Annotated in this window: 38 protein-coding genes; 5 read left to right on the forward strand and 33 right to left on the reverse strand. The window is 50.6% G+C overall.

What is annotated here, in order from left to right; genetic code table 11:
• Positions 1-4 precede the first annotated feature (4 nt).
• The 14 genes from QUF14_RS13150 to QUF14_RS13215 form a co-directional block, all read right to left on the reverse strand.
• Positions 5-352 (reverse strand): GPW/gp25 family protein, encoded by a 348-nt coding sequence (locus QUF14_RS13150; protein ID WP_000127166.1) that lies wholly within the window; start codon positions 350-352, stop codon positions 5-7.
• Positions 349-984: a phage baseplate assembly protein V gene (locus QUF14_RS13155; protein WP_021546201.1), complete on the reverse strand. Its 636-nt coding sequence runs from the start codon at positions 982-984 to the stop codon at positions 349-351. The genes QUF14_RS13150 and QUF14_RS13155 overlap by 4 nt, the downstream gene beginning before the upstream one ends.
• 66 nt (positions 985-1,050) lie before the next feature.
• A complete protein-coding gene (locus QUF14_RS13160) occupies positions 1,051-1,503 on the reverse strand; it encodes a phage virion morphogenesis protein (RefSeq protein WP_001001767.1) in 453 nt (150 codons plus the stop codon).
• Positions 1,496-1,963, reverse strand: a complete 468-nt coding sequence (locus tag QUF14_RS13165) for a phage tail protein (protein ID WP_100733662.1) — start codon at positions 1,961-1,963, stop codon at positions 1,496-1,498. Before QUF14_RS13165 ends, QUF14_RS13160 begins: the two co-directional genes overlap by 8 nt.
• Positions 1,926-2,171 (reverse strand): Rz1-like lysis system protein LysC, encoded by a 246-nt coding sequence (gene lysC, locus QUF14_RS13170; RefSeq protein ID WP_225103931.1) that lies wholly within the window; start codon positions 2,169-2,171, stop codon positions 1,926-1,928. Before lysC ends, QUF14_RS13165 begins: the two co-directional genes overlap by 38 nt.
• Positions 2,071-2,496: an Rz-like lysis system protein LysB gene (lysB, locus tag QUF14_RS13175; protein WP_021546203.1), complete on the reverse strand. Its 426-nt coding sequence runs from the start codon at positions 2,494-2,496 to the stop codon at positions 2,071-2,073. The genes lysC and lysB overlap by 101 nt, the downstream gene beginning before the upstream one ends.
• A complete protein-coding gene (locus tag QUF14_RS13180; RefSeq protein WP_032270078.1) occupies positions 2,484-2,909 on the reverse strand; it encodes a DNZ54_00345 family protein in 426 nt (141 codons plus the stop codon). Before QUF14_RS13180 ends, lysB begins: the two co-directional genes overlap by 13 nt.
• 14 nt (positions 2,910-2,923) lie before the next feature.
• On the reverse strand, positions 2,924-3,421 hold the full coding sequence (locus tag QUF14_RS13185) for a glycoside hydrolase family 24 protein (RefSeq protein WP_001144101.1): 498 nt from the start codon (positions 3,419-3,421) through the stop codon (positions 2,924-2,926).
• A complete protein-coding gene (locus QUF14_RS13190; RefSeq protein ID WP_000123123.1) occupies positions 3,421-3,702 on the reverse strand; it encodes a phage holin family protein in 282 nt (93 codons plus the stop codon). Before QUF14_RS13190 ends, QUF14_RS13185 begins: the two co-directional genes overlap by 1 nt.
• 3 nt (positions 3,703-3,705) lie before the next feature.
• On the reverse strand, positions 3,706-3,909 hold the full coding sequence (locus tag QUF14_RS13195) for a tail protein X (protein ID WP_000846399.1): 204 nt from the start codon (positions 3,907-3,909) through the stop codon (positions 3,706-3,708).
• Positions 3,909-4,418 (reverse strand): head completion/stabilization protein, encoded by a 510-nt coding sequence (locus QUF14_RS13200; protein ID WP_000988627.1) that lies wholly within the window; start codon positions 4,416-4,418, stop codon positions 3,909-3,911. The genes QUF14_RS13195 and QUF14_RS13200 overlap by 1 nt, the downstream gene beginning before the upstream one ends.
• Positions 4,419-4,517: 99 nt before the next feature.
• Positions 4,518-5,261, reverse strand: coding sequence for a phage terminase small subunit (locus tag QUF14_RS13205; protein ID WP_001605750.1), 744 nt, complete (start codon positions 5,259-5,261; stop codon positions 4,518-4,520).
• A 3-nt stretch (positions 5,262-5,264) separates the two neighbouring features.
• Positions 5,265-6,338 (reverse strand): phage major capsid protein, P2 family, encoded by a 1,074-nt coding sequence (locus QUF14_RS13210; RefSeq protein ID WP_286333524.1) that lies wholly within the window; start codon positions 6,336-6,338, stop codon positions 5,265-5,267.
• Between the two features lie 58 nt (positions 6,339-6,396).
• A complete protein-coding gene (locus QUF14_RS13215; protein WP_001085946.1) occupies positions 6,397-7,251 on the reverse strand; it encodes a GPO family capsid scaffolding protein in 855 nt (284 codons plus the stop codon).
• Between the two features lie 173 nt (positions 7,252-7,424).
• Here QUF14_RS13215 and QUF14_RS13220 point away from each other — a divergent pair, with 173 nt between their 5' ends.
• Both QUF14_RS13220 and QUF14_RS13225 read left to right on the forward strand, forming a co-directional pair.
• The gene (locus QUF14_RS13220; RefSeq protein ID WP_286333525.1) at positions 7,425-9,134 is read left to right on the forward strand and encodes a terminase ATPase subunit family protein; all 1,710 of its coding nucleotides are present in this window, start codon (positions 7,425-7,427) and stop codon (positions 9,132-9,134) included.
• The gene (locus tag QUF14_RS13225; RefSeq protein ID WP_000038161.1) at positions 9,134-10,168 is read left to right on the forward strand and encodes a phage portal protein; all 1,035 of its coding nucleotides are present in this window, start codon (positions 9,134-9,136) and stop codon (positions 10,166-10,168) included. The genes QUF14_RS13220 and QUF14_RS13225 overlap by 1 nt, the downstream gene beginning before the upstream one ends.
• 329 nt (positions 10,169-10,497) lie before the next feature.
• Here the strand turns inward: QUF14_RS13225 and QUF14_RS13230 are convergent, their stop codons facing one another.
• The 12 genes from QUF14_RS13230 to QUF14_RS13285 all read right to left on the reverse strand — a co-directional run bounded on the left by QUF14_RS13230 (position 10,498) and on the right by QUF14_RS13285 (position 17,295).
• A complete protein-coding gene (locus tag QUF14_RS13230; RefSeq protein WP_053895387.1) occupies positions 10,498-11,037 on the reverse strand; it encodes a hypothetical protein in 540 nt (179 codons plus the stop codon).
• Positions 11,038-12,165, reverse strand: a complete 1,128-nt coding sequence (locus QUF14_RS13235; protein WP_053901464.1) for a hypothetical protein — start codon at positions 12,163-12,165, stop codon at positions 11,038-11,040.
• 157 nt (positions 12,166-12,322) lie between these two features.
• Positions 12,323-12,529 (reverse strand): hypothetical protein, encoded by a 207-nt coding sequence (locus QUF14_RS13240; RefSeq protein WP_000554767.1) that lies wholly within the window; start codon positions 12,527-12,529, stop codon positions 12,323-12,325.
• A complete protein-coding gene (locus QUF14_RS13245; protein WP_053901466.1) occupies positions 12,529-12,981 on the reverse strand; it encodes an ASCH domain-containing protein in 453 nt (150 codons plus the stop codon). The genes QUF14_RS13240 and QUF14_RS13245 overlap by 1 nt, the downstream gene beginning before the upstream one ends.
• Positions 12,981-15,266 carry a replication endonuclease gene (locus QUF14_RS13250; protein WP_100733661.1) on the reverse strand — a complete coding sequence of 762 codons (2,286 nt, stop codon included), beginning with the start codon at positions 15,264-15,266 and terminating at the stop codon, positions 12,981-12,983. Before QUF14_RS13250 ends, QUF14_RS13245 begins: the two co-directional genes overlap by 1 nt.
• Positions 15,256-15,531 (reverse strand): DUF5405 family protein, encoded by a 276-nt coding sequence (locus QUF14_RS13255; RefSeq protein ID WP_000027667.1) that lies wholly within the window; start codon positions 15,529-15,531, stop codon positions 15,256-15,258. Before QUF14_RS13255 ends, QUF14_RS13250 begins: the two co-directional genes overlap by 11 nt.
• Positions 15,528-15,752 (reverse strand): TraR/DksA C4-type zinc finger protein, encoded by a 225-nt coding sequence (locus tag QUF14_RS13260; protein ID WP_001113260.1) that lies wholly within the window; start codon positions 15,750-15,752, stop codon positions 15,528-15,530. Before QUF14_RS13260 ends, QUF14_RS13255 begins: the two co-directional genes overlap by 4 nt.
• Positions 15,752-16,054 (reverse strand): DUF5405 family protein, encoded by a 303-nt coding sequence (locus tag QUF14_RS13265; RefSeq protein ID WP_089615829.1) that lies wholly within the window; start codon positions 16,052-16,054, stop codon positions 15,752-15,754. The genes QUF14_RS13260 and QUF14_RS13265 overlap by 1 nt, the downstream gene beginning before the upstream one ends.
• Positions 16,024-16,278 (reverse strand): DUF2732 family protein, encoded by a 255-nt coding sequence (locus QUF14_RS13270; protein WP_286333526.1) that lies wholly within the window; start codon positions 16,276-16,278, stop codon positions 16,024-16,026. The genes QUF14_RS13265 and QUF14_RS13270 overlap by 31 nt, the downstream gene beginning before the upstream one ends.
• Before the next feature lie 63 nt (positions 16,279-16,341).
• A complete protein-coding gene (gene repB, locus QUF14_RS13275) occupies positions 16,342-16,842 on the reverse strand; it encodes a phage replication protein B (RefSeq protein ID WP_000217679.1) in 501 nt (166 codons plus the stop codon).
• The gene (locus tag QUF14_RS13280; protein WP_186269275.1) at positions 16,839-17,009 is read right to left on the reverse strand and encodes a hypothetical protein; all 171 of its coding nucleotides are present in this window, start codon (positions 17,007-17,009) and stop codon (positions 16,839-16,841) included. Before QUF14_RS13280 ends, repB begins: the two co-directional genes overlap by 4 nt.
• 10 nt (positions 17,010-17,019) lie before the next feature.
• Complete coding sequence (locus tag QUF14_RS13285) at positions 17,020-17,295, reverse strand: regulatory phage cox family protein (protein WP_000043869.1); 276 nt, start codon at positions 17,293-17,295, stop codon at positions 17,020-17,022.
• Positions 17,296-17,409: 114 nt separating this feature from the next.
• Between QUF14_RS13285 and QUF14_RS13290 the strand changes: the two genes are divergently transcribed.
• The gene (locus QUF14_RS13290; protein ID WP_001306384.1) at positions 17,410-17,709 is read left to right on the forward strand and encodes a helix-turn-helix domain-containing protein; all 300 of its coding nucleotides are present in this window, start codon (positions 17,410-17,412) and stop codon (positions 17,707-17,709) included.
• A gap of 115 nt (positions 17,710-17,824) precedes the next feature.
• A complete protein-coding gene (locus QUF14_RS13295; protein WP_000985256.1) occupies positions 17,825-18,838 on the forward strand; it encodes a site-specific integrase in 1,014 nt (337 codons plus the stop codon).
• Positions 18,839-19,284: 446 nt separating this feature from the next.
• On the opposite strand, the gene yegR is transcribed toward QUF14_RS13295, so the two are convergent.
• Complete coding sequence (yegR, locus tag QUF14_RS13300; protein ID WP_024212247.1) at positions 19,285-19,602, reverse strand: lipoprotein YegR; 318 nt, start codon at positions 19,600-19,602, stop codon at positions 19,285-19,287.
• A 482-nt stretch (positions 19,603-20,084) separates the two neighbouring features.
• Between yegR and yegS the strand changes: the two genes are divergently transcribed.
• On the forward strand, positions 20,085-20,984 hold the full coding sequence (gene yegS / locus QUF14_RS13305; protein ID WP_000807382.1) for a lipid kinase YegS: 900 nt from the start codon (positions 20,085-20,087) through the stop codon (positions 20,982-20,984).
• Positions 20,985-21,065: 81 nt separating this feature from the next.
• Here yegS and QUF14_RS13310 read toward each other — a convergent pair whose 3' ends face one another.
• From QUF14_RS13310 to gatZ, 6 genes are all read right to left on the reverse strand, one after another.
• On the reverse strand, positions 21,066-21,839 hold the full coding sequence (locus QUF14_RS13310; RefSeq protein WP_001295426.1) for a DeoR/GlpR family DNA-binding transcription regulator: 774 nt from the start codon (positions 21,837-21,839) through the stop codon (positions 21,066-21,068).
• Positions 21,840-21,944: 105 nt separating this feature from the next.
• A complete protein-coding gene (gene gatD, locus QUF14_RS13315) occupies positions 21,945-22,985 on the reverse strand; it encodes a galactitol-1-phosphate 5-dehydrogenase (protein ID WP_032303335.1) in 1,041 nt (346 codons plus the stop codon).
• Positions 22,986-23,032: 47 nt separating this feature from the next.
• The gene (locus QUF14_RS13320) at positions 23,033-24,388 is read right to left on the reverse strand and encodes a PTS galactitol transporter subunit IIC (RefSeq protein WP_000490659.1); all 1,356 of its coding nucleotides are present in this window, start codon (positions 24,386-24,388) and stop codon (positions 23,033-23,035) included.
• Between the two features lie 3 nt (positions 24,389-24,391).
• Positions 24,392-24,676, reverse strand: coding sequence for a PTS galactitol transporter subunit IIB (gene gatB / locus QUF14_RS13325; RefSeq protein WP_000823262.1), 285 nt, complete (start codon positions 24,674-24,676; stop codon positions 24,392-24,394).
• Positions 24,677-24,706: 30 nt separating this feature from the next.
• On the reverse strand, positions 24,707-25,159 hold the full coding sequence (gene gatA, locus QUF14_RS13330) for a PTS galactitol transporter subunit IIA (RefSeq protein WP_000182884.1): 453 nt from the start codon (positions 25,157-25,159) through the stop codon (positions 24,707-24,709).
• Between the two features lie 9 nt (positions 25,160-25,168).
• A complete protein-coding gene (gene gatZ / locus QUF14_RS13335) occupies positions 25,169-26,431 on the reverse strand; it encodes a tagatose-bisphosphate aldolase subunit GatZ (RefSeq protein ID WP_000853843.1) in 1,263 nt (420 codons plus the stop codon).
• Positions 26,432-26,440 lie beyond the last annotated feature (9 nt).

The raw sequence follows: 26,440 nt of genomic DNA on the forward strand, positions 1-26,440 counted from the left end.
GGTTTCAACTCACAGGGATGGTTAACGAAAGTGGCTGGCCAGTGTCGTTGTGCCGGCCGGTTAACGTGACCGTCATTCGCCCGTCAAAACTGCGCTCAGTGGTGACGGATGACAGGGTGACGCGGGGTTCCCATTTCAGCACCGCCATGTAACAGGCGACCTTAATCTGCAACTCAAGCGCCGGGGTCTGCGGCTGGTCAATCATTGACGCCAGCAACGAGCCGTAATCACGACGCATCACCCGTGAGCCGACCGGTGTGCGCAGGATATCGCCGATACTCTGGCTGATATGCTCAAGGTCAGTGACAGTCAGGCCATCACTGCGATTCATTCCGAGATAACGCGCAGTCATAGAGGTCCCCCTGTTGTGCCGCCACTGTCGCCGGGGTGTTTATGGGTATGAAGTACCTTCCCGTTTGATGAGAGTTCACCGCCGGTGTGTTCAATGTTGCCGCGCATCGTCCCGCCCTTCTGCACTTCCAGCGTGCCGGTAATCAGCCTGTTGGTGCAGACCACCTCCGGTGCGTCCAGGGTGACGCGGGTTGATGCTTTCACCATGACCACCGGCACCGTGGCAGTAACAGAATCAGAAGCCGTCACGCTGGCCGTTTTAATTCCGCTTACCGTGAGTGCACTGGTTTCAGGTTCATACTCAATCACCGCCCCGTCAGGGAAACGGATATGCAGGGCATCCGCCGACGCCGACGGCGCGGGGTTATCGCCGGAATAAATCCCCGGCAGAACGAACGCCGTGTCGAGTTCACCGCCCACGGCCAGAATCAGCACCTGTTCCCCCACGGAAGGTGCCCACCATGTGCGCGAACGTCCGGCGCGATGGGTCAGCCACTGAAGCCAGTCGGTGCACATGCCGCCGGTCTGCACACGGCAGCGACCGGCGTTAAGGTCGGTTTCGACGATAATGCCGGTGCGGATCATGTTGCGCAGTGCGCGCGCGAGTTCCTGAATATTTGCGAGAGTGTTCATAACGGGAAGGATGCCGCCGGGTCATACCGGCGGCAATGTGACGATGAGGTGTCGGGAATGGCACAACTAACGGTCGAGGTGCGCCAGAATAATCTCTTCAATCATCTGCACATCCTCACCGGTAAAGCCGAGCAGGGGACGCGCCGGATAATCAATTTTCTTACCGTCTTTCCGGTTTTCTTCCGACAGACCGAACTGATGCACACTGGCGATTTTCGGTGACTTTCCGCCGTAAAACTCCATTGATGCCTGTTCCGGGCTGGCGCGGATATGCAAAAAACGACTGGTGATAAGTTTCGCAAACATTTTTCGCTTAACGCGACCGGTCTTTTTTCTGGCGCTCTGCTGCTGGCGTGGTGCGTAGGGTGTGCCGTCCGGGGCTTTCTGAGCCATCACCCGGCGCTGCTGACTCTGCCGCAGACGTTTCGCCAGTTCGGCGCTCAGTCGCCGACGCCCTGACGGTGACAGCGATTCAATCAGTCCGGCCAGCCGGTCTTCAAAACGCTTAAACTCATTCATCCCACTTGCTCACCAGTTCGCCATTGATATAAAGCTCCATCGGGCGGGTGACCGGCTCCGGCGGCGGAGGTTCCGGGATATTCTTCACATGCAGCGCGCCGTCCACCTCTCTGACCAGCGTGCGCTCGGTCAGCATCAGGCTGATACTGATATCAAAGCTGCTGTCATTGTTGATGTCTGCATAAAACGTGAAGCCCTTTTTCTGGCCTTCGTCGGTGGTCATGATGTCGGGCTGATTTTCCCGCAGCCACGCCAGCACCGGCACGATGAGCAGGTCAAAATCACCAGTAAAGTCGGTCACAATGACATTGAGCGTGTAACGCTTTTCAAATGACAGCGACGTCGCCAGTGTGGAGGCAATACTCCCGTTATCCACGAATATCCGCAGCATCTCGGGACTGGTTTTCAGCACCGTGACGGCATCAGTCAGCGCCCTGCGCAGGCTGTCGGGTTTGAGCATCGTTTTCGTCCTGACAGTGTTTAATCATTTTTACCTGGCTGGCACAGCGTGCCAGCGCGTTCTCAAGCTGCCGGATATCGGCACTTAAATCACCGTTCGTCTCCGGGTCACTGCCCGGCATCGGGCAAAGGCTCACTTTCGGGCAGGCGTTGTGGACAATCACTGGCGTCGGTGCAGGCCGGGCGCTGGTGCAACCGGCGCACAGCATCAGGCAGGCCAGCGCCGTACCAGCGGCGAAAATCTTCGTTTTCATTCAGTAACCTCGTGATGGTTTTCTCGCGCTGTGCTTCACGCTTCGCGGCGTTCTCCAGCTCCTGACGCAGTGCCACCTGCGCCAGCTCGTTTTTGTCTGCTCTGGTGAGGGCAACATGAAGCTGATTTTTCAGCATGGTGATGGTCGTCTGCTGCCCGTTGGCGACGTTGTTCGCCCTGTCCAGCGAGGCGCGCAGGCTGGCGTTTTCATGCTTCGCCAGAAACAGCCCCGCCACCGCCAGCGATAACAACACGACCAGCACAATCATCAGCTTTGACATAATTCCCGCCCCTCAAGACGCTGACGACAGGCTTTACGTATCAGCCGGAAAAACAGCGACGCCACAAGATAAATCAGCGCGGTAAAAATCCACCCGGCAGCGACCAGCGAGATAAACGTCGCCACCATCACCACCAGACCCACCGCCCGTCTGCACCACGTCACCGGCTGCAAAAACAGCGACGTGACAATCTTCACGGCCAGCGATTCCGGCGGCAGCTCCCGCCCGTAGCGTTCCAGTACATACTCAGTGGCATACACGCCGATACCACCGGCAACCACACAGATAACCGTCTCCAGAATCGCCCAGGCGGCGACAAAATTGACGGCCACGCTCTGCGGGTAAATCAGGGACAATGCCAGCATCAGCGCCAGCGACACGTTCAGCATCAGTGAAAGGGATAATTTCTTCATGGTGTTTACTCCGTTTAAGCCGGTACGCCGCCGGCGGTACGCCAGACGGTGACCAGTTTTTCCAGTGAATGCTCACGCTGACCGTAACCGGCACCCGGCAGGGACGCCCAGATATTGCGACAGCGTGAAATGGCGCGCTCAATGCGTCCCGCCCGGATGTCATCCAGCGCACCGCGTTCGCGGATCAACTGAATGGCGAGTCTGTCCTGTGACAACGGACTGAAATCAGGCAGGGCAAGCTGTTTGCGGTAGTGCGGCCAGAACAGGTAAAGCTGCTGATAGCGACCGGAGGCCGTGGATTTTTCACCGCGACGGTTAAACACCTTCGCAGGTCGGCCATGCGCGAACGGGTGGTCACTGTAGTCGGTGAAAATTTCCGGCTTCCCGTCCAGTCCGGTGACTATCACGTCATAGCCCCGGTTTTTCGTCAGCGGATGGTTCGCCGTCCCTTCGGACACGGCCAGCATGTCGAGAAAGGCGGCGATATTCTGATGCGTGTTAATTACCGGCATTACGGTTTCCCCCTGCCCTTAAAACGGCGCTGAATGGCAATCTCAATCACCTGATAACCGGCGATACCCAGCATGGAGCCGATGCCGCACACCGCAGGCAGTGACAGGTCAGGAAACTGCACCAGAACAACACCGGCAACCATCGAGACAAAACCACCGAGCAACATGCGCCCGATAAACAGACGCGGGGTGATGGGTTCACCACCGGCAAGCACCTTGCCGACAACAATCAGCACCCCAATCATGAAAAGCGACAGGACGCTTTTTTCTTCTGCTGTCATGCGTTACTCCCACAGATTGACAGTTTCAGCCACGGGCGCGGTCTGAACGTCGGGCAGTTCGACGGCGGTGCCGTGCGGCAGCACCGCCCCCAGTTCAGCCAGTCCCGGATTTGCGGCGAGCACGGCCTCGACCACGCCCTCAGTGCGCCCGTAATACCGGACACAAATGGCGTCGAGCGTGTCGCCCTGTAGCGCAAAGGTCTTCATCAGATTTGACTCACGATGCAGCGCGGCTTGTCCTGGATGCGCGCCACTGCCCAGCGCATATCCCGCCACAGCTCATCAATGGTGCTGTCTATGCTGTCGGCCTTTTTGTCGCCTTTCGCACTGGCATCCACGCCGCGATAACGCTCATAAAGCGACGCGGTCGCCATCGCACACACGGCGCGCTCGTAGTAAAAAACTTTGATGCTTTCACCGTCGATATCGTCCGCCGGGACGTCAGCCAGACGCGAAAAACCGGCAGCAATTTTCTGTTCGCGGTACTCGTACAGCTCCGCATTCGTCTCCGCCATGCCTGACTTGATGGCCTCACGCAGACGGGCGGGGGCGACGGTCTGCTCAAGGCGCATACGTTCCCGGACGCGCTTCGGGTCGATATCGGGAAAAAAGAACGTGTTTTTAATCACCGGCTCGTCGCCTGCCGGTTGCGGGATGACCACCGTACCCTCACCGGACACGGGAGCCTCCTTTCGCGGAATAATCAGCGTCATCATGACTACCTCTGAAAAGTCGGGCGGTGGACGCCGGTACAGCGTCAGGTGATTCACCCTCACTGACCGGCGTGCCGCCCTGGCGCGGGGCGCATTCGGTTGTTAACTGGCTTTCTTTTTCGGGCGTCCACGTTTTGCCGGTGTCGCACTCCGGGTCTTACGCGGGGCACGGGTGGCCGCTTTGGGCTGCGGCTCCGGCTTCGGTTTCAGCTCCCGCTCCAGTCGTTCAATCTCTTTTTTGACGCCTGCCTGACAGTCGAGCTGTGTCGCACGTTGCAGGTGCGCCAGCGCACCGGCGGCATCACCACCGTCACGCAGAAACAGACCGGTGATTTTGTGCAGCTTTGCGCGCACTTCATCAGGCATGTCAGCAGCGGCAGTCAGTTCAAGGGTCTCCGTCAGCAGGCGGGTATCCACAGACTCACCGGCAGCGTGGGCACGCATGGCCGCAAGCGCGACCTCCTCGGTGAACATGTACGGCGGGGTGCGGCGGTGTTTACCCGGCATGGTCAGACCGTACTTCAGGGCATAACGGGCAATCTCCAGCGCACCGGCAATATCGCCGGTATCCAGACGCCACAGCATGACCGTCATCAGAATGTCATCCTGTGCGCCTTTGCCCTGCTCCAGCACGCCGTTCACCCACGGCAACCAGAACGGCAGCAGTTCGCGTTTTTTCGCGGCCTTCAGCTCTTTTGAATAAATCGCTTTCAGTGTGCGCTGGTCTGCGGCGAGCTTAACCAGCATCTGCTCATAGACAGTTGCATGTCGCAGCGGGGCGGCTTCCCGCTGCGCGGTCATCGCTGCCGAGACCCGCATCATGTGGCGCTGTGCGGGACTCGTCATCGGTTACGCTCCCGGCTCTGCGGTTGCCCTGGCCGGTGTGGAGAAATCACCGACCTTAATTTTTTCCACCAGACAGCCGGCGGCGTAGTCTTCCACCACGTAATCAATGTTCATTGACTCGTAGTTCTCCACGCGGTCGAGTTTCGGGTTTTCCTCAATCACGCGGCGATGGCTGTCATCCATGTAGTAGATGGACAGGTTTTCCAGCTTCGTGATGAGCATCGCATCCGCCGGGAAGTACGGGACGCGTACCGCCGGCAGGTTACCGATGCGTTTCTGGCTGATGATGACGTCAGCGGCCAGCATTTCGCTGTTGTCCTGCTCCTTGTTGACGATGGGGAAATACTTGTCCGCCAGTAGCTGACGTCCCACAATCACCACAAGGTCAGGGTCTTCCTGATACCACGGTTCAATCAGGTTATTGGTCGCATCCATCACCAGTGCGTCAAGGCTGGCATAATCACCGCCCTTGCCCACGCGGATAACCTCAGAGGTGGTGCGACCTTCCTCGTCAGTGACCTTGTTCATCACGCGCGCCGGAGCTTCATTGCGGTATTTCTGCAGCCAGCCGACCGCCACATCCTGCAGCATCGGATTGCTGCTGCGGTCAGAGGTTTCGGCACGCTTCACGCCGTTAAAACCGGCCATGATGAAATCAAGGGACTGGCGTTTGATAATGGCATTACGGATACGGAGCTGGAAATCCTGATAACGCGCCCACAGGTCCAGCGTTTTGTAGCGGATATAAAAATCGAAGTTAACCTTGTCGCATTCGTACTTGTTGGACGCCAGCTTCGAGAAGTCCTTCGGCTGACGCTCGGTGCCACCGGCGGTGTCGGTGGTGCTGGCAATGGGGCCGGTGACACCGATACCAATTTTTTCCCCTTTCATTTCGCTGACCGGCACAATGTTGATGCGGGTCAGAAAGTCAGAGGACTCCTGCATGGTGTTCATCAGGGTCTGGGTGACCGACGGTTCAACGGTGAATTTTTTCGACACATCACCGGCGTCGATGCCGTTCAGTTCGGCAACACGGGACAGGTAGGCATTAAATTTTAAACGGGTTTCCTGGCGCATATTTGTTCCTGAAATTAAGGGTTAATCGTGAAGGTTTTCCCGGACTGACTGACGCCGGTCAGCAGTTCGTCATCAGGGCGTCTCCGCCACCGCCGGTGGCCTTGCTGCGGCGCTGCTGGGTCAGACTTTCGGTGTGGTCGAGACTGTTTTTCAGGCGGGTGAATGCCTGGCTGGTTTCATCCGCCCTGTCAGTCACCTCCTGCTTAAGTGCGGAAAAGGCGTTTTCCATCTCAGCGAGGCGCTGCTCAGTGGCGCTCAGTTTTTCCTGCACATGTTCAGCAACAGCGGTCACCGCTTCATGCACGTCATTCAGACGGGCGTCATCGCTGGCCTGTTTGCGGCCAAAAATGGATTTCACCTTTTCGGTCAGGGCGGTGAACACGGTTTCAGGCAGGTCTTCAAATTCCAGCTCAACGGGCGTTGCCACTGAAATCAGGTTTTCAGGGCTTAATTTGAAGCGGTTCAGGGGGTTGTGTTTTGCCGTGCGGCAGAATTCCAGATATTCCGTGCCGAGGCTTGCCGGGTCATCGGTGACGGCCAGCCCCACCAGATAACATTTGCCGGTGTTGGCAAAGTTCGGCTGAATCTCCATTGAGGTGTAGACCTTCTGCGCGGCCTTGTTCATCGCGATAAGGTCATCGGTCGGGGTGATTTTCGCAAACAGCGCCCATTTGCCTTTCAGCGCCGAATCATCGTCAATCTTTTCGGCCTTCAGTTCAGCCACATCACCATAACGTTTAAAAATACCGTCAGGCAGGATGCCGCGCAGATGTTCCAGGTTAATACGGCAACCATAGACACGCGGGTCAAAGGTTTCGGCCATTTCCTGAATATCCTGCGCACTGATGACACGCCCGTCACAGGTGTCACCCTCAACGCCGATACGAAAGAATTTTGAGACTTTTTTTGCCATTGTCAGGAGTCCTGAATAGTGATTAGAGGAGTCACATGTCGGCATCAGTTTCCCGACGATGCGCATCCTCCGCCATCAGTCCCGGATGGCTTATCACTGACACAACAGCACCTTAGCGAATCGCGGGGCGCGACTCAGTAGCCTTGCCGTGTATTCATCACGGCGAGGTATTCATGACCATCACCACAGACACCACTCTTTTACACGACCCGCGTCGTCAGGCGGCGCTGCTGTACTGGCAGGGGTTTTCCGTGCCGCAGATTGCCGCCATGTTGCAGATGAAACGCCCGACGGTGCAGAGCTGGAAACAGCGCGACGGCTGGGACAGCGTTGCCCCCATCAGCCGTGTCGAAATGAGTCTGGAAGCGCGGCTGACCCAGCTCATCATCAAACCGCAGAAAACCGGCGGTGACTTCAAGGAAATTGACCTGCTCGGACGCCAGATTGAACGACTGGCACGGGTCAACCGCTACAGCCAGACCGGCAACGAGGCAGACCTTAATCCGAACGTCGCTAACCGCAACAAAGGCGGGCGGCGCAAACCGAAAAAGAATTTTTTCAGTGACGAGGCCATCGAAAAGCTGGAGCAGATTTTCTTTGAGCAGTCTTTCGAATATCAGTTGCACTGGTATCGCGCCGGGCTTGAGCACCGCATCCGCGATATCCTGAAATCCCGTCAGATTGGCGCGACGTTTTATTTTTCCCGCGAGGCGCTGCTGCGCGCCCTGAAAACCGGTCATAACCAGATTTTTCTGTCGGCCAGTAAAACGCAGGCGTATGTGTTCCGCGAATACATCATCGCCTTTGCCCGTCTGGTTGACGTTGACCTGACCGGTGACCCGATTGTCCTGGGCAATAACGGCGCAAAACTGATTTTTCTCGGCACCAACTCCAACACCGCACAGAGCCATAACGGCGACCTGTACGTCGACGAAATTTTCTGGATCCCGAATTTTCAGGTACTGCGTAAGGTGGCATCAGGTATGGCCTCACAGAGTCACCTGCGTTCGACCTATTTCTCCACCCCGTCCACGCTGGCGCACGACGCCTACCCGTTCTGGTCAGGTGAACTGTTCAACCGGGGACGCGCCAGCGCCGCCGAACGCGTGGAAATCGACGTCAGTCATAACGCACTTGCCGGAGGTCTTCTCTGTGCGGACGGCCAGTGGCGGCAGATTGTCACCATTGAGGATGCCCTGAAAGGTGGCTGCACGCTGTTCGACATTGAGCAGCTCAAACGTGAAAACAGCGCCGACGATTTTAAAAACCTGTTCATGTGTGAATTTGTTGACGACAAGGCGTCGGTGTTCCCGTTCGAGGAGCTGCAACGCTGCATGGTCGACACGCTGGAAGAATGGGAAGACTATGCGCCGTTTGCCGCCAATCCGTTCGGCTCCCGCCCGGTATGGATTGGTTACGACCCGTCACACCGTGGCGACAGCGCCGGATGCGTGGTGCTGGCACCGCCGGTGGTGGCCGGTGGCAAATTCAGAATACTTGAGCGTCACCAGTGGAAAGGCATGGACTTTGCCACTCAGGCGGAATCCATCCGCAAACTCACCGAAAAATACAACGTCGAATACATCGGAATTGATGCCACCGGCCTCGGTGTCGGCGTGTTCCAGCTCGTGCGCTCGTTCTATCCCGCCGCGCGCGACATCCGCTACACGCCGGAAATGAAAACCGCAATGGTGCTCAAGGCAAAAGACGTTATTCGCCGTGGCTGTCTGGAATATGACGTCAGCGCCACCTATGAGGCCAGCCGCAGCGAGGAAGCCAGCCACGCCGACCTCGCCTGGGCGACCATGCACGCCCTGTTAAATGAGCCACTCACCGCCGGTATCAGTACCCCGCTGACATCCACCATTCTGGAGTTTTACTGATGAGCAAGAAAAAAGGGAAAACACCGCAACCTGCGGCAAAAAAAATGACCGCCAGCGCCCCGAAAATGGAAGCATTCACCTTTGGTGAGCCGGTGCCGGTACTCGACCGCCGTGACATTCTGGATTACGTCGAGTGCATCAGTAACGGCAGATGGTATGAGCCACCGGTCAGCTTTACCGGTCTGGCAAAAAGCCTGCGTGCTGCCGTGCATCACAGCTCACCGATTTACGTCAAACGCAATATTCTGGCTTCAACGTTTATCCCGCATCCGTGGCTTTCGCAACAGGATTTCAGCCGCTTTGTGCTGGATTTTCTGGTGTTCGGTAATGCGTTTCTGGAAAAGCGTTACAGCACCACCGGTAAGGTCATCAGACTGGAAACCTCACCGGCAAAATATACCCGCCGTGGTGTGGAAGAGGATGTTTACTGGTGGGTGCCGTCCTTCAACGAGCCGACAGCCTTCGCACCCGGCTCCGTGTTTCACCTGCTGGAGCCGGATATTAATCAGGAGCTGTACGGCCTGCCGGAATATCTCAGCGCCCTTAACTCTGCCTGGCTGAATGAGTCGGCCACGCTGTTCCGCCGCAAGTATTACGAAAACGGCGCTCATGCCGGATACATCATGTACGTCACCGATGCCGTGCAGGATCGCAACGATATCGAAATGCTTCGCGAAAACATGGTTAAGTCGAAAGGCCGCAATAACTTTAAAAATCTGTTTCTCTATGCCCCACAGGGGAAAGCCGACGGCATTAAAATTATCCCGCTCAGTGAAGTGGCAACGAAGGACGATTTTTTTAATATCAAAAAAGCCAGCGCCGCTGACCTGCTGGACGCGCATCGCATCCCCTTTCAGTTGATGGGGGGCAAGCCGGAGAACGTCGGGTCGCTGGGTGATATTGAGAAAGTGGCAAAGGTCTTTGTCCGCAATGAGCTTATCCCGTTACAGGACAGGATCCGCGAGATAAACGGCTGGCTCGGTCAGGAGGTCATCCGATTTAAAAACTACTCACTGGACACTGACAACGGCTGAACATCGCCGCCTGCGGGCGGCTTTTTTACACCCCGTCATCACCCCCTCACACGCTCACCACCGCACAAAACACCCCGCAGACACACCAACGCCTCAACGGGCAGACTAAGCGCCGTCACGACGCGCTGAGACGCTGAAAAAATAAAATCCGCACCACCGCCAGCGCGCAGTGCTTTCCCCGCCTCGCCCGCCCGCTTCATGGGTCGGTTTTAATGCAGTTGCATGACCACTCTAGGTTTCCGCCAGGTCTGCTTACTCTTAGCTATAACAAGGAAACCTAGTGCATGCAAAATCATGCATTAACTTGACGCATGATTTTAGTGATGGAATCAATCATCATGATGAGAGAACCTAGCATTTACTATTCTTGAGTGAAGATTGTTTGCAAATGATAAGTTGCTTAAAATAACACTAAACACACACTTTATTTGTAACCAGCACATAAAATAAACAAAGGTGATTCCAATCATTCTAATAAGATCAGAATACACCACTGAACTCGATAGCACAGAGCCTATTGATTTAAACAGATAAACAAACAAAATCGAAAGCATTACTACTGCTGAAGTAATTACAACGTAAATTAGCTTTTCAATTCGAGGTGCATCTTTCGTATTCTTTATGTAATCAACATCATCATTGACAATGCTTGCAATTGCATTCGGATATAAAAAACCAATCCATAATCCAACTATGGTAAAAATTGCAGCAGATATGTTTTGCAAAACACCCAGTATATCTTTTATATCACTATAGTTAACATAAGCTTTCAGCCAATAGGAGGCCACAGCAATTAGAAATAGAATTAACAAATTCCATTTCCATTGTATTATCAATGCCTTTAAATCCTTACTTGTTTGAGGTGACATTTATGCCTCCGCCGTTTTTAAAGATTTTTCTTCCACCTCTTCATTATAAAGGATTGTTTGGAGTAAATCATCACGAACAGCCTTTATTTCATGAAGGAGTTTTTCTGGAGAGAAATGCTCATCTCCGGTAGAATCGCTGACAATTAATGCAGTTCTCGCCATATATTTTTTTAACCATAATGGGCGAGATGAATCTTTAAGAACAAAGCCAACATCAACCCAGTCAACATCATCTACATTTCTATCCAATAGTTGTTTTATCTCCTCTTCCGAAGGAGCACCATCTACTCGAACCTCAATTTTTTTAGGTTTTGTAAACTTGGTTTGTTCTGTTCCCAAGAAATCCGATAGTACATTACTCACCAGACGTAATAACGGTTGCCGGGTATCCTCAACTTTTGCGACCGTAGTATCACGAATAATTGTCTGAACAATTTTATCTCGTACATCAAGAATATTCGTCCCTGGTTTATTAACCTTCGTCACTTCAGCCTTAAATTTAAAAACGCAATTACACTTGCGTCCATTTTCATCTACATGCTTGAAAATTGTTTTAGAAATAAGAATGTCATCTTCCGAACATGAAGAACGAGCTCTAGTAAATGAGGTAGTATCCTTTTCCCTACCAAAATCACCGTGATTTACTACAAAATTAAAAATATAATTGCTTAACCTCGGTGTATCTGCACCTGAATGAGGAAATATAATGGATGCAATCTTGTTATATTCAGGAATTATCCAATAATAACATGGCTCAACCCAAATATAGTCTTTTCCATTCGTTTCTGTCTTTACTGTATCATTTTCTGTAGCACCAACAGGTGCGTTTTTTTTAACAGCGTGCAAACGTCCCTTCGCGGAACCTAATGCGCGATACATTACCATCACCCGATCTTTTGTATCGGGATCGACAGCCACTCCTCGTGAGTAAGTTCTGGCTCTTAGCGGATGAGTTCCCGTATCCCACGGAATTGACTCCTCAACGCTTTTGTCATCAAGCCAAGCCTGCAACGCGTCAAAGATCTCATCAAGTGTTCCGAATTTATGCTCTAATTCTTCTGCGTTTTTCTTCAGTCTGTAAAAACCACAAGCCTTGATATCAAAGAACGTAACGATTCCAGTTTCCATCACTTTCCCTACGAAGCGGTAAAAAATCCCCAGAACAATAAGGGATCTATGCAAAAGGTTCAATGCTCAAGATTATCACCTAGTATGCTAACGCCTCCGCAGATGAGTTGTTCACCCCGCCAACCCTGAAAACAAGTTTCACGACTGGCGGCGCTCTCTATCGTCTGCGTGGTGGTGGCGCAACTCTGGACTGACCGATATAGTTAAACCGCCCGTAATTATCCCGGACTATTTCGGCACACCCGACTAGCTCATCGGGCGTCAGATTTTCGTTGACCATAATCTGCTGTAGACGGTGAACAATGGCCATCAGCTTGATATTTTTAGTTTTATGGTGCGGTATCTCGCCTGGTATTCTGTGCATTATCCAAGCCACCCATTTTGCTTTGCACGCTCCACCTGTTCATCTGAATAGTTCCATGCTCCATCCGTGGCAACCATTGCCCCGCCAGACATCCCCGTCTCTGGTTCATACATAACAGCAAGGCCGAGCTGATGCATAATTTCATGATTAATTCTGAATACCAGACCACGCTCACTAAGTTCTTTCCAGTTCACAATCTCATATGCGCCTGTATTAAGCAGCTCAATACTTAGCAAGACATAATCTACCAGCCAGTCTGACAGGTCAGTAACATCTGTTATCCGGGCTTCAACCTTTCGCCCCGTGTACACACCCTGCACCCATTCATGCAAAATCAACGTGTCCCCGCGCTCATAATTACGGTCATTTTTCCGAAACTCTGCGCGTTTCTTTCCTTCCAGCACAAGGTCGAAATATTTTGCGTGCAGCTTTACCTCGTGAATTTTTGCCATCATGTCCACTCCATTACTGTTGAGAATCCCGGCCACTCATCAGCGACCGGATACGTGAACTTTTTCCCGTCATAATTTACGGTTGCCCCACGCGCCAGCGCCTCAAGCTCCCATCGCTGCGGCCTGATACCGTTCTGAGCAAGGTCAACGCGGATACGGGTAATTTGCATTCGTTCCGACCGGGTCATTCTGGCCGATGGCGCTATTTCATGCGGTTTTAACGGGCTTCCGTTTCTTTGCTGACGACTTGGCGTTCTCCGACCGTGTTTTAATGCACCTCTGAGCGCCCTCACGACCTCCGGGTCACTCCATTCGATAACACCGTCATCAACCAGATTAAGCACTGCTGCGGCGTGCTCAGAAGGTGTGGGAGCCGGTAACGAAGTATCACCGCCGGTAAGCTTTCCACAGTTATTGACAGGACTCCGAGGCGCGGCGATGCCGCTTTTTAAAGTCAAAGGCTCAACGACCGGAATTTTCGGCACAATGCGCCAGTCCGTCGTTCTGGTGATATGAATATGACGCGCGCCGAGATGCGGCGCGTAAATGCCGACCACTCTCTCGACTTCTTCCTCGTACTCGTTAACTTCATCCGACGGGCTACGGGCGACTCTGACAGTCTGACAATCGCGCGGGACATTTGCCCCACCCTGCGCGCTGATATACAACGCAAAATCACCACTGTCTGCGGCGGCGCGTGCAGCCTCGACGCGCTCGTCAAACTCATCAGCAATGCTGACGCCGCGCGGCAATTTGCGTAGTTCACGGTAAGCCCCCATTGTCGGCAGGCCAACCGTTTTAAATTGCGGGATGCGCCACGTTGACGCCCATGCGGTAACAGCCGCTGCAGTGTCTTTCAGCGGCCTGCCGGTGTCGTTATCGAGCTGACCATCCAGTGCATAGCCGTCGATGTTTTTTGAAATGTATTTCGCGATATATCCCGCAGCACCGCCCCGGTTAAGGTGTTTTGCCTGAAAACGGTTTCGCGCGGCTCCTCTTTCGTCGCCATCCTCTTTGAGCGCATAGCGACGCATGATTTCGATAATCTGGTTACGCTGGCGTGAATTACAAAAAAGCATCATATGCCAGTGCGGCGTTCCGTCGTGGTGTGGCTCGACGACACGCAAACCGTAGACCTGTAAATCATTATCCTTGAATGCCGTGCGCATCAGGCTCCAGATACGGCAGAGATAACGCTGCGCATCCTTTGGATTAAATGCCTCATCGTTCCAGCCGTGATTAAGCTGCACGGTTTTACTTTCGCCTTTTCCTACCTGACGTGTCGGGTGATACTTTGACGGCGCGGTCAGCGTGATAAACATCCCCACATCACCCTCTGCTGCGGCGTAACGCTCAATACCGGCAATGGTGTTCATCAGCTCCATCCGGCGAATTTCTGGATTAGAAATACTGCCCATCACCTTACTGATAAGGTCGATGCGCTCGCCGGTTTCCTTGTTTTCAAGGTCACACGATTTAAGAAATTCCAGATTTGCCTGGCGGCGCGCACACACATCACGAATGGCATGTTTACTGGCATAAGGAGAACGGTCTTTATTCACCTCCCCGACAGCAATCAGTAACGCCTCATGCCAGCGCATACGCTGGCCTTTAAGCTGACTAATCCACCACTCATCGTTAAACAGACGGGCAATGGCAGAATATGCCTGCCTCGTGGTCATCTGTCCTTTACGGTATTTTTTCCAGTAGAGAGGGGAAATATTGAAAGCACGTGCAGCGCCAGCAACATGACCATACAGGTGAGCCTGAGCCTCATCCGTAAACAGTGATTCTTTTTCGCCATGCGCATCCACCCAGGCATCGCTGAGTTCCTCATACATCATGAAAAGCTGCGATGAGATACGGGCGGCAAACTTTTTCAGCTCCTTGTCATTCATTCCCGGCAGGCGCGCATAGTGGTCACGCTCTGCCAGAAACAGCAACGACGCGTCGGTGTTCATTTCATGGCGCTGATTCACACGCTCAATGCGCGGCCATAAACGACGCTGAAAAGTGGATGTGAGGAAATAAAACCCGTGCACCGGGCTTTTATTGCGCCGGATGTAGTCATAGCGTGAAGTAAACAGCGAGCGCAAAAAGTAAGGCAGGCGGTTAATCGTGGATAAAACACCTTGCACCTGACGCATCTCGTCACGTGTAAGGGGTCTTTCGCGCCCGACGGCCTCGCGTGGCGCGTTCCATGCATAAGCACCGGTAAACGCCTTACCGGTGCCTGCAGCAAATGCTGACGGAGGGACAAAACGCCCGGAGGCTTTAACGGCCATATGAGCCAAAAGCCTCTGAACAACGCCTGCTGAGTTGCTCAACCTGCGCGTTTAAATCAGCAAAAGACTTTGCGCTTCCGGTCAGAATATCGTGATGCATCAGGCCGGAAACGAGCTGGCTTAATTTCGGATAATAACCAACCACCGCCAGCCATTCCTGACCGGCGTTTTTACCGCTTTCCGCTCTCTTTTTCTCGTGGAGAATAAACTGAAAGCTGTCACTGGTAACGACATAACGTTCGCCAATTTCAATACGAATACTCATGCCGTTCTCCGGTAATGTTTGTTTTTTGCTTCAAAGACTGACTGACAGGAAACACAACGCGTGGCTGACGGATAAGCCGCACGACGGGCAGCAGGTATTGGCGCGTCACACTCTTCGCAAACCAGCGCAGAAGCACAGCAATGTTTTACCCTTGCCGCGTTAATCTGGCGCTCCAGTAATTCAGCCTGTTGTTCCTGAATAAAATCTACGTTGTCCGGCATTACCAGTTCCTTTTGTCGTTCAGTTTTTTAAATTCATCAGCGCAATAGCTGGCGATTTCTGTAGTTAATTTCGTCAGTTCATCCACGGAGGAAATTTGCTTGTGAAATACAGCGCGTTTAACAAGTAAATTGACCACATCAGACAGGAGGTTTAATTCACTCTGATAAATCGCGATAACAGATTCAGTTATTTCGCGATTTTCTTTATCAAGACCAAGTTGAATAAGAGACAAATCGCCATTTTTCATAACGGCGATTTTTAAGGCATTGTTCAGTAAAACAACTGAACGAGAACAGGACATAAAAGCACCTCCCCGCGAGACAATCCGATGTTGTGAAATTTTTCCGACTCCTGACTGAGCAGCTCGACTATCTCCACGCGGGATAACTCCGCCTTTGTGATGTGGCGAATCATGGCGTCAAGATGAGAAGAAAAGCGCGTCGCTGCATCGGCCTGTGCTTCGGTTCTGGCCTGTTGCAGCAGTAATGCGTATTTACCGCACTGATTTTCAGAAACTGTATGCATGACTTTCTCCAGGCAAAAAGAAGCCCCGCACAATTAAGTGCGTTAAAAACTCTGGTTAATTACTTAATGCAGATATTGCTCTGGTTTTACCGATGTCAGAATTGTCGGTGCATACTCAAACAGACTGAATAATTCACGTAATGCACGGAATAAAGCATCACGCCAGTAACATGATTCTTCATTAATTCGCCAGTATGGCTGGTTGAATTCTTTTTCTGTCAATCTGGCATGCATAAATAAAGTACGCCGCTGACTGACTGTTAAAAAACTAATATATGCATACTCACTTGCACCGACCTGACGGCGTTTTGAGAATGCCCCACGCAATTCATCAATTGCACAAACCAGCCGTTCACGTTCGACATCGTTCATTTCTTCGAAACGCATCGTTGCGTGACGTTGTTTTAACTGCGCATGGAAGCAAACCGTTAGCCGTTCACGTTCCATCATCTGATTATAATAATCACATGTCTCCTGCCAGCGAGGGACGGCCAGATGCTTACCAATTATCCGGCGCATAGCTGCTGGCTGTTTTTCGACGAGATTAAGTGTCATCACTGTCATTTCCAGCCCCTCCGGCTTTTCAGAAAGGTCAGAGCCTTTTTTAACGGACTCTGTTTTTTGGTACGGATAATGATTCCCTTGCGTCCCTTCCCGTGGGTGATGTTGAAGTCAATCGCCCTGGGGCTTTCGTTACGCAGTAACTGAGCAATACAACGAGGCTCATTCATACGGTTCTCCTTAACGTGGTTCACCGAGACCTAACCACATCAACCAGCCGTCACGAATCTCTTTAGGGCGGCTTTCATAAGCCAGTTTTAGTCCGTTATTCCATGCCGGAAGGTATACCCAATATTCACCTGCACGACCTGAAGCTGATTGTGGATCGGTCATATCAATTACAGGTAGCTTTCCTTTATCGATCATCCGACGAACCGCTCCTGTCGATTTTCCTATTAGTTTTGCGAACTCCTGATAAGGAATCGCATCAGTCATGAGTGTTACTTGCTTGCTCATGTCGTCCTCCAGCCCTCATGAATTGCGTTTAATGCCTTATAATGCCTTTTAGTGCCCACATCCAAGCACTAAACAATCTACATCTAAACTAAATACTATTGAGATCTAAACACCATGTCAAACACGATAAGCGAGAAGATAGTCTTAATGCGAAAATCAGAGTATTTGAGCAGACAACAACTTGCTGATTTAACAGGGGTTCCGTATGGCACGCTGAGTTACTATGAAAGTGGTCGTTCAACACCTCCAACAGATGTCATGATGAACATCCTGCAGACCCCACAATTCACCAAATACACTTTATGGTTCATGACCAATCAGATCGCTCCTGAGTCCGGGCAAATTGCGCCCGCTCTCGCACACTTTGGGCAAAACGAAACAACGTCGCCCCACTCCGGTCAAAAGACTGGTTAACAATTCATCGTGAATATATTCATCACAAGTGCCTACTATTGGTGGCTAAATTTCAGCCACCACGAAAAAAGCGATTAGTAGTCGCCAAAAAACACACCACTCGGAGGGTTTTCTGATGGCAATCAAAAAACTCGATGATGGTCGATATGAAGTGGACATCCGCCCTACTGGACGTAATGGAAAACGCATCCGTAGGAAGTTTGATAAGAAAAGCGAAGCTGTCGCTTTCGAGAAATACACGTTGTACAACCACCACAATAAAGAATGGCTATCAAAACCAACAGACAAGCGACGTCTGTCGGAGCTGACACAGATCTGGTGGGATTTAAAGGGTAAACACGAAGAGCATGGGAAATCTAATCTTGGAAAAATTGAAATCTTCACAAAAATAACGAATGACCCATGCGCATTTCAAATTACGAAATCGCTTATCAGCCAGTACTGCGCCACCCGAAGAAGTCAGGGTATTAAACCTTCGAGTATCAATCGTGATTTAACATGTATTAGCGGCATGTTTACAGCCCTGATTGAAGCGGAGTTATTCTTTGGTGAGCACCCTATCAGAGGGACAAAAAGGCTTAAGGAGGAAAAACCAGACACAGGCTATCTCACGCAGGAAGAAATTGCCTTACTGCTTGCTGCTCTTGACGGCGACAATAAAAAGATTGCGATTCTTTGCCTGAGTACTGGAGCACGTTGGGGAGAAGCAGCTCGTTTGAAAGCAGAAAATATCATCCATAACCGCGTCACGTTTGTTAAAACGAAAACAAACAAACCACGCACCGTCCCGATCTCAGAGGCTGTTGCCAAAATGATCGCGGATAACAAACGAGGTTTTTTATTCCCTGATGCTGATTACCCTCGCTTCAGACGAACAATGAAAGCAATAAAACCGGATTTGCCAATGGGGCAAGCCACACATGCACTAAGGCACAGCTTTGCCACTCATTTCATGATTAATGGAGGAAGTATTATCACGCTACAACGGATACTAGGTCACACACGGATTGAGCAAACTATGGTTTACGCTCACTTTGCGCCAGAGTACCTTCAGGACGCCATTTCTCTTAATCCGCTAAGAGGTGGTACTGAGGCCGAGAGTGTCCACACAGTGTCCACAGTAGAGTAACGTTTAAGGGCTTTCAGTGGTAATTTATGCCGCTCAAACCCGCATTGTACCGTTGAAAGCCCCTACTGGTGACACCCTAAATCTCCCTTACACGGGCTTATTTTTTATGCATAAACCATAGAGACGGATTGATCCCAGGTGACCGTCTTCCATTGACCACATCGATAGAATCCCCCTTCATAGCACGATGCCTTTCACTTAACGGCATCGTGCTCGCACAGGGTCCGGCCACGCACAGCCAGAACGCGCATGTTTGACGCTTACAAAAAATGAAGCTAAAGCATAGGAATATTTATGCCATCATTTTCTGATAGCCGCATAAAATAAAAATCCTGCTGTAGTTTCATCTATCTGCTTGTCATTATTACTCACATTCAATAATGGTGTTGAAGAATACCTTATCAGAGATAAAAATGGATGTGTCCATGGTAGTCTTGAATCTATTCTCACTCTCCACATTTGAATGTCAGACGCGCGACGCCATGTAATCCTGCCCCTTCAGTCTTCAGGTTAACTATCTGCATTTTTTTGCCCTGAGTAACACAGAAATTAGCTGCATCATTTTTCACTATATTTTCTGCACCAGATATTCTGCCCCTGGCTAAAGATGCTTCGGCTTCAGTGTAGTATTGGTTATCGAGTTTACGCTGGATAATACTTTTATAGGCAAGCCCGAATTTACCGATACTTGTCTCATCATTATGCACAGCACAACCAGACATAAGAAAAACACTAATTAATGATATAGCAGCTGTCTTTTTCATCTCACCTTCCCCCATTAAACACCAACGACACTCTCTAGTGTTGAAATATAATAATGACATCATTGTCATTATTGAATAGGATTATAATAAATGTTTTGTGCAGAATTTCCTACATAAGTAGGAAATACAGACATGGAGGCCTATCACAGATAACCTCATAGGAATTATTTAATATAATTGGAATCGTACATTGAGGATGCCATTGCTTTGTTGAATATGATGCATATGCTCTTTTGAAGTTTGTCCCTGATTACCGTTAATGTTCGCTGCCACGCTGAATCCACAGTAAAATAATGCTTAAGTGCTTTCAGTGATCATTTATGCCGATAAAAACCGAGTGTACCGTTGCCCCCCTTACTGGTAACCACTGAATTCCCCATCCTTGAACTGATTTTTTATCCTCCGATTTTCATCCTGTTCTGACTCCGCCTTTTCTTTTCTGCTCTACACTATCTACAGACCAATCATAAAGGCATACGATTATGGCAGAATTTCCCGCCAGCTTACTGATTCTTAACGGCAAAAGTACTGACAATCAACCCTTGCGCGAAGCAATTATGCTGTTGCGCGAGGAAGGAATGACGATCCATGTGCGGGTCACCTGGGAGAAAGGCGATGCCGCCCGATTTGTAGAAGAGGCCCGGAAGCTGGGCGTCGCAACGGTAATTGCCGGTGGTGGCGATGGCACTATTAATGAAGTTTCCTCGGCGCTGATTCAGTGTGAGGGCGATGACATACCCGCGCTGGGGATTTTGCCACTAGGTACAGCGAACGATTTCGCGACCAGCGTGGGTATACCTGAGGCACTGGATAAGGCGCTGAAACTAGCAATTGCTGGTGACGCTATTGCGATTGATATGGCGCAGGTCAACAAACAAACCTGTTTTATTAATATGGCAACGGGTGGGTTTGGGACACGTATTACCACAGAAACGCCGGAAAAATTAAAAGCAGCGCTGGGTGGCGTCTCTTACATCATTCACGGCTTAATGCGCATGGATACACTGCAACCGGACCGTTGTGAAATCCGCGGTGAAAACTTTCACTGGCAAGGTGACGCACTAGTCATTGGTATTGGTAACGGCCGTCAGGCAGGTGGCGGTCAGCAATTGTGCCCGAACGCATTAATTAACGACGGCTTGCTGCAACTACGCATTTTCACCGGCGATGAAATTCTTCCGGCTCTCGTATCAACCTTAAAATCTGACGAAGATAACCCGAATATTATCGAAGGTGCTTCGGCGTGGTTCGATATACAAGCGCCACACGAAATTACCTTTAATCTTGATGGCGAACCGTTGAGTGGGCAAAACTTCCATATTGAAATACTTCCGGCAGCATTGCGCTGTCGATTACCACCGGATTGTCCATTATTGCGTTAATCAAATTTCCCTTTCTTAATTCAGGGAGTATCAGTGATGCCGGATTCGGTGTACACACCTTATCCGGCATAAAGAACAATGCTACACCGTAATTAATTTCACCCGTGTTTTCTGCAATGCCAGTTTATCCACCTCTGACACGGCATCATCAGTAATAATAATATCAATTTTTTCGATTGGCAGTACCTGATTAAAACCGCGACGGTTAAATTTCGATGAATCGAGAACGGCAATCACTTTATTAGCGGCTGTGACCATCGCACCGCTAATCGAATAACCTTCATTAAAGGTCGTAATACCATTAACCGCATCAATACCATCAGCACCGACAAACATTAAATCGGCATTAATATCCTGCAATGAACGCTCGGCAATGGAGCCATGCATCGAGCGCGTTTTATGACGGACCGTGCCACCACAGACGACCAGAGTAATGTCTTTATTTTCGGAAAGGGCAAACGCCGCCGGGAGACTGTTGGTAATCACCGTGATATTTTTGGCGGTCATTAAACCTTCGGCGATAAGCATTGTCGTACTTCCGCTGTCGAGAATAACGGTCATCCCTTCGTGGATCATTTTGACTGCCGCCTGCGCTATTCTGTTTTTCGGCGCGCTGGCGAGCTGAAATCGCTCTTTAAACCCGACTTCCTGGGTCTCGGTTTCACTATTACCGGACATTATTTTCGCCGCACCGCCATGAAAGCGCGTAACCACGCCTTTTTGTTCGAGAAAGCGCAAATCGGCACGGATTGTCGCTTCCGAGGCAGCAAATACTCCCGCCAGATCCTGAACAAGCACGGTTCCCTGTTCATTCACTAATTGGATGATCTTATTCCTTCGCTCGAATGAATTCATCGTCATTTACCCATATTCAATTGTGGCTAGTGTAAACGAAGGGGGACCATTGGTGAATGATCTGTTTTGCACAATACCGGGCCAGCATCACGCTGGCCCGCGGTTTCAGGGAATAAGCAACACTTTGCCCGGCATAGCATTACGAGCGATGTCACGCACCGCCTGGGCGAAGCTTTCAAAGCTTCCACGGTGAGCGATTAATGGCTCCAGGCTTAACTTACGTTCTGTCAGCAACCGGCTCGCCGTTTCCCACTCCTGCCCCGGCCAAGGGCTGGAGTAGTTCATCCAACTGCCGATAACCGTCAGCTCTTTACGTAATATTTTGCCAAACGTTGTCGATGTTAAATGCAAATCCTGATGTAACGTGCCCACCAGCGCCAGCTGGGCATGAGGCCCGGCAATCTCTACCGCCAGTTCGACGGTTTGCGGGACGCCAGCCGTCTCGAGGATAAGCTGATTAAAGCGCAGCTCGCGTAAAACGCCCTGCATTTGCGGCGCGCTCATTTCAAGGCTGTTAAATGTTTGCATCGCACCGAAAGATTTTGCCAGTGCCAGTTTTTCTGAGCTAATGTCGATAGCCGTCACACTCTTTGCTCCCAGCGCGACAGCGCACTGAATGGCCAGCAGGCCAATGGTTCCGGCACCAATAATAATAACGTTTTTATTCTCACAACCTTGCGCTAAATGGAAAGCATGCAGGCCAACGGTAATCGGTTCAATAAAAGCCCCATCCTCAATAGGCATATGCGCAGGTAGAGCAAAGACATTTTTCCGCTTAACGACAATATATTCGGCAAACCCACCATCCCGCCGTGAGCCAATAAAATCATATTTTGCGCACTGGGAATAAAACCCTTTCAGACACTCTGGACAAGTAAAACAGGGTAATAACGGCACACAGGCAACCGCATCGCCAGGATGTAAATCATCAACACCGGATCCCACAGCATCAATATAGCCGCTAAATTCATGGCCTAACGTTATTGGATAATAATGTGCACCATTTTTAAAAATTCTGGGTAAATCGGAACCACATAATCCCGAGCTGGCAATTTTTACCCGCACCTCATCCTGATGTTTAATTTCAGGAATGACTCGTTGGGCAACGCGTACGATACCATCAGTATCATTCACCACTGATTTCATAAAAACTCCTGATTATTAAGGGGGATAAACTCCCCCTCAGGTAAAAATTATTCTGCGAGAACGGCTTTCTCTTGTTTAATAAAGCCGCGCGCTCTACGCCAGGTCATGAAAATACCGGTAAGATAAATGGCACCGATAATAATGAAACCGGGAATATTTTGCGGGGAGAAAACCTGAATCAGTAACCAGGTAATGGGAGAACCGCCCTGATCCATTGAAGCCACCATGCCCCCGGCTTTTAACGCCCCAGCATTAGCCGCCAGTTGGGTGTGCAAACCAATAGTTTGCGTCGCGATCCACAGGGTGATGCTCATAATGATGACACCCGAGATTAAGGTGCGGAACAGATTTCCACGATGCACGGCAACTGCCATCGCAACAAAGAAGCCGATGGTGGCAAGGTCGCCAAACGGCAGTACCTGATTACCCGGAACACAAACAGCAATTAAAATGGTGAGCGGGATAAAAATCAGGCTTGCCGATACCACCGCCGTATGCCCCAGCAGCAACGCCGGATCAAGGCCAATCAGGAACTCCTGACCGCCGAACTTCGCCTGTAAACGACTACGGGCCTGCTTAGCGATGGGCGTTAAACCATCCATGATGGGTTTAATCACCCGTGGCATCAGCAGCATAACTGCCGCCGTTTTTACCGCCAGCTGCAATACACCTTTGACATCGTAACCCGCGAGGATGCCGATAATCAGCCCCATCACAAAGCCCACGGTGACAGGTTCGCCAAATGGGCCAAATTTGCGCTGAATATCGTCGGCGCTAAATTTAATACGGTTAACGCCTGGGATTTTGTCGATGATAGCATCCACCAGCACCGCAATTGGCCCCAGATACGCCGACGTACCGTGCGGAATAGCAATGCCTTCCAGCTCAAAGAAATTTCGGGTATCGCGGGCAAACCAGTCGCCGAGCTTATAAACAAACGCCGCGTGAATTACCACACCCGCCATCCCTATCATCCATGAACCGGTTGCCAGATGCAGCAATGCGCCGGTGAAGGTCATATGCCAGATATTCCATATATCAACATTTACCACCCGCGTCATACGGGTCAGTAGCATCGCCACGTTAACCAGAATCGCAATCGGAATCGCCACCAGCGCAATTTGCGACGCCCAGGTCATGGGTGAAGAGCCCGGCCAGCCGACATCGACCACATGCAGATTCAGGTCGAAATTTTCCGCCATCGCTTTCGCCGCCGGGCCAATGGAATCCAGCATTAAGCCAATCACAAGGCCAATGCCAACAAAGCCAATCCCGATATGCAGACCCGCTTTAAAGCAATCGCCTGCCTTCATGCCTAATATCTTAGAAAAAATAATGATGACAATCGGCAACATGACCGTAGGGCCGAGGTCGAGAATATAACGCATGACTTCTGAAAACATAGGTCACCCCTGTAAGATAGTCAGAATTTTATTTTGTAATGCTTCGATACCGACACCAGAAACAAAAGGCATGCCGTGTACTAACGGAATATCGCCAAAACTACGGTCAACTTTGGCGGTAGTACATATCAAATGCACGCCATCCATATAGGTCTCTATTTCATTAACCCGACACTGGATTAATTCAACGGGGATATTATGGCTATGACACAACTCTTTAATTTCTTCCGCCGCCATCGTAGAGGTCGCAACCGCGCCTCCGCAAGCGACAATAATCTTGCGTTTCATAAATAGTCCTTTTTATTGTTACAGAGGGATTTATTCGTCTGAATCTAAAACATACTTTGTGAAGTATTCCTTTAACTGGGTTTCAGGAAGAGTGATTAGTGTCTCGACGATCTCGGGCTGTTGTAACTTGCCAAATAAACAGCGTAAAAGTTTCAATTGCTGCTGCGGATTTTCCACAATCAACGCAATAACCAACGATACCGCCACGTCGCTATCATCATCCGCTTGCTGAAAATGAACTTTATTTGTTGGCCTTAACAGATAAATGGCTGACGACTTAGCATGAATCGCCTCACAATGCGGTATTGCAATGGCGTGCTGTTCAAGCATTATCCCGGTGGGGAATTCTGCTTCTCTGGCAATTAATGCCTGTGGCCAGGTTTCATGAACCACACCTTTCGCGATCATCTCATTACCGATATGAGTTAAAACTTCGCTACGATCGACAAAAGAAATTCCGCTACGAACAAACAGGTTAGTCATATACCGTCCTTATTCCGCACAGCCGTAGCGATAGGCACGCAAAACATCATAAATTTTATCCATAATCAACTGATACGGTATTGCCGATAATTCCCCGGACTGTATGCGTTCAAATTGTTTGGGTAGATACTGACTAATCATGCCCAGTGGGATGTCCACGTCTTCCAGATTCGCCATCATCGTTTCAACGCTATTTTTAATTCGACTATGCGGCCAGTAATAACGAATACGATCCGACAGGCTGTAACGAATATCCAGTAATGAATCGTTAAAACCCGTGCGATAATATTTTTTCCAGTACTGCGGTTCATCGAGCATCACTTCTTCAATCACCGCCAGGCAACTGCTACGATTTTCGGGGCCGATAAGCTCTTGCTCAATTTGTGCCAACGCAAATATCGCCTCACGTAGAGCAAAGGTTAATGCTGGCCCTACTTTCAAAATTGCAAAGCGATCGCGGACTAATTCCCAATAAGCCGTCCGGGTCTGGTAATCGGTAGAATGTGCTTCATAAACCATTCGGGTGTTTTCTATCCATTGCGCCAGCGCCTGCGCTTCTTGCGGCTGATAATGGATAATATTGCTGTGATCAAATTCCACACCCGGCTGTACCACGATGGCAATCACGCGTGTTAACGCCTCTGTCAGCCCACGAGCAATAAAGGCCTTTTGATGCGTACGTAAAGTATTGGCGGCATCTTCAACCCGGGTAATGTGTACTGACTGAATGGCGCTGGCCTCACCGCCCGGAACCGGAACTTCGGTGCCAATGACATAGCTCAGTTGCTCACGCTGGTAATCTGTCGCCACACTTTCCGCCGCCTGACAAAGCACGGCAGCACGTTCAGCAACCGTTTCTGGCGCTAATGGTATTGGATCCCCCGCACATGACATTGACGCATCAAGGTGAATTTTACTGAACCCCGCTCGAACATATGCTTTTACCAGCTCGACGGATTTTTCCATCGCCGTATCCGCATTTTCTTGCTGCCAGCAGTTCGGTCCCAGATGGTCGCCGCCGAGAATGATACGCTCACGAGCAAATCCGACTTTATCGGCAATCGCAAACACAAATTCGCGAAAGTCCGCCGGTGTCATTCCGGTATAACCGCCAAATTGATTGACCTGGTTTGACGTTGCTTCAATCAGCACTTTACGCGTGCTGTTGCGATCAAATGCCAGCGCCGCTTCGATAACCAACGGATGGGCAGAACAGACTGAACATATGCCAATATGTTCACCAGCTTTATGCCGGGCAATTAACGTTTTCATGTTTTTTCC

Source organism: Escherichia sp. HH091_1A (assembly GCF_030295175.1).
Classification (GTDB): domain Bacteria; phylum Pseudomonadota; class Gammaproteobacteria; order Enterobacterales; family Enterobacteriaceae; genus Escherichia; species Escherichia coli_F.

Coding starts and splice junctions, on each gene's coding strand:
- QUF14_RS13220 (WP_286333525.1), top strand. CDS start 7,425: ATGACCATCACCACAGACACCACTCTTTTACACGACCCGCGTCGTCAG.
- QUF14_RS13205 (WP_001605750.1), bottom strand. CDS start 5,261: ATGACGAGTCCCGCACAGCGCCACATGATGCGGGTCTCGGCAGCGATG.
- QUF14_RS13250 (WP_100733661.1), bottom strand. CDS start 15,266: ATGGCCGTTAAAGCCTCCGGGCGTTTTGTCCCTCCGTCAGCATTTGCT.
- QUF14_RS13295 (WP_000985256.1), top strand. CDS start 17,825: ATGGCAATCAAAAAACTCGATGATGGTCGATATGAAGTGGACATCCGC.
- QUF14_RS13180 (WP_032270078.1), bottom strand. CDS start 2,909: ATGAAGAAATTATCCCTTTCACTGATGCTGAACGTGTCGCTGGCGCTG.
- QUF14_RS13150 (WP_000127166.1), bottom strand. CDS start 352: ATGACTGCGCGTTATCTCGGAATGAATCGCAGTGATGGCCTGACTGTC.
- QUF14_RS13225 (WP_000038161.1), top strand. CDS start 9,134: ATGAGCAAGAAAAAAGGGAAAACACCGCAACCTGCGGCAAAAAAAATG.
- lysC (WP_225103931.1), bottom strand. CDS start 2,171: ATGCTGTGCGCCGGTTGCACCAGCGCCCGGCCTGCACCGACGCCAGTG.
- QUF14_RS13320 (WP_000490659.1), bottom strand. CDS start 24,388: ATGTTTTCAGAAGTCATGCGTTATATTCTCGACCTCGGCCCTACGGTC.
- gatZ (WP_000853843.1), bottom strand. CDS start 26,431: ATGAAAACGTTAATTGCCCGGCATAAAGCTGGTGAACATATTGGCATA.
- QUF14_RS13265 (WP_089615829.1), bottom strand. CDS start 16,054: ATGTCCTGTTCTCGTTCAGTTGTTTTACTGAACAATGCCTTAAAAATC.
- QUF14_RS13200 (WP_000988627.1), bottom strand. CDS start 4,418: ATGATGACGCTGATTATTCCGCGAAAGGAGGCTCCCGTGTCCGGTGAG.
- QUF14_RS13195 (WP_000846399.1), bottom strand. CDS start 3,909: ATGAAGACCTTTGCGCTACAGGGCGACACGCTCGACGCCATTTGTGTC.
- lysB (WP_021546203.1), bottom strand. CDS start 2,496: ATGTCAAAGCTGATGATTGTGCTGGTCGTGTTGTTATCGCTGGCGGTG.
- gatD (WP_032303335.1), bottom strand. CDS start 22,985: ATGAAATCAGTGGTGAATGATACTGATGGTATCGTACGCGTTGCCCAA.
- QUF14_RS13155 (WP_021546201.1), bottom strand. CDS start 984: ATGAACACTCTCGCAAATATTCAGGAACTCGCGCGCGCACTGCGCAAC.
- QUF14_RS13235 (WP_053901464.1), bottom strand. CDS start 12,165: ATGGAAACTGGAATCGTTACGTTCTTTGATATCAAGGCTTGTGGTTTT.
- gatA (WP_000182884.1), bottom strand. CDS start 25,159: ATGACTAACCTGTTTGTTCGTAGCGGAATTTCTTTTGTCGATCGTAGC.
- QUF14_RS13255 (WP_000027667.1), bottom strand. CDS start 15,531: ATGAGTATTCGTATTGAAATTGGCGAACGTTATGTCGTTACCAGTGAC.
- QUF14_RS13310 (WP_001295426.1), bottom strand. CDS start 21,839: ATGAATTCATTCGAGCGAAGGAATAAGATCATCCAATTAGTGAATGAA.
- QUF14_RS13210 (WP_286333524.1), bottom strand. CDS start 6,338: ATGCGCCAGGAAACCCGTTTAAAATTTAATGCCTACCTGTCCCGTGTT.
- repB (WP_000217679.1), bottom strand. CDS start 16,842: ATGACAGTGATGACACTTAATCTCGTCGAAAAACAGCCAGCAGCTATG.
- yegS (WP_000807382.1), top strand. CDS start 20,085: ATGGCAGAATTTCCCGCCAGCTTACTGATTCTTAACGGCAAAAGTACT.
- QUF14_RS13230 (WP_053895387.1), bottom strand. CDS start 11,037: ATGTCACCTCAAACAAGTAAGGATTTAAAGGCATTGATAATACAATGG.
- QUF14_RS13245 (WP_053901466.1), bottom strand. CDS start 12,981: ATGGCAAAAATTCACGAGGTAAAGCTGCACGCAAAATATTTCGACCTT.
- QUF14_RS13185 (WP_001144101.1), bottom strand. CDS start 3,421: ATGCCGGTAATTAACACGCATCAGAATATCGCCGCCTTTCTCGACATG.
- QUF14_RS13270 (WP_286333526.1), bottom strand. CDS start 16,278: ATGCATACAGTTTCTGAAAATCAGTGCGGTAAATACGCATTACTGCTG.
- QUF14_RS13280 (WP_186269275.1), bottom strand. CDS start 17,009: ATGAATGAGCCTCGTTGTATTGCTCAGTTACTGCGTAACGAAAGCCCC.
- yegR (WP_024212247.1), bottom strand. CDS start 19,602: ATGAAAAAGACAGCTGCTATATCATTAATTAGTGTTTTTCTTATGTCT.
- QUF14_RS13215 (WP_001085946.1), bottom strand. CDS start 7,251: ATGGCAAAAAAAGTCTCAAAATTCTTTCGTATCGGCGTTGAGGGTGAC.
- QUF14_RS13290 (WP_001306384.1), top strand. CDS start 17,410: ATGTCAAACACGATAAGCGAGAAGATAGTCTTAATGCGAAAATCAGAG.
- QUF14_RS13285 (WP_000043869.1), bottom strand. CDS start 17,295: ATGAGCAAGCAAGTAACACTCATGACTGATGCGATTCCTTATCAGGAG.
- QUF14_RS13165 (WP_100733662.1), bottom strand. CDS start 1,963: ATGCTCAAACCCGACAGCCTGCGCAGGGCGCTGACTGATGCCGTCACG.
- QUF14_RS13190 (WP_000123123.1), bottom strand. CDS start 3,702: ATGACAGCAGAAGAAAAAAGCGTCCTGTCGCTTTTCATGATTGGGGTG.
- QUF14_RS13240 (WP_000554767.1), bottom strand. CDS start 12,529: ATGCACAGAATACCAGGCGAGATACCGCACCATAAAACTAAAAATATC.
- QUF14_RS13260 (WP_001113260.1), bottom strand. CDS start 15,752: ATGCCGGACAACGTAGATTTTATTCAGGAACAACAGGCTGAATTACTG.
- QUF14_RS13160 (WP_001001767.1), bottom strand. CDS start 1,503: ATGAATGAGTTTAAGCGTTTTGAAGACCGGCTGGCCGGACTGATTGAA.
- gatB (WP_000823262.1), bottom strand. CDS start 24,676: ATGAAACGCAAGATTATTGTCGCTTGCGGAGGCGCGGTTGCGACCTCT.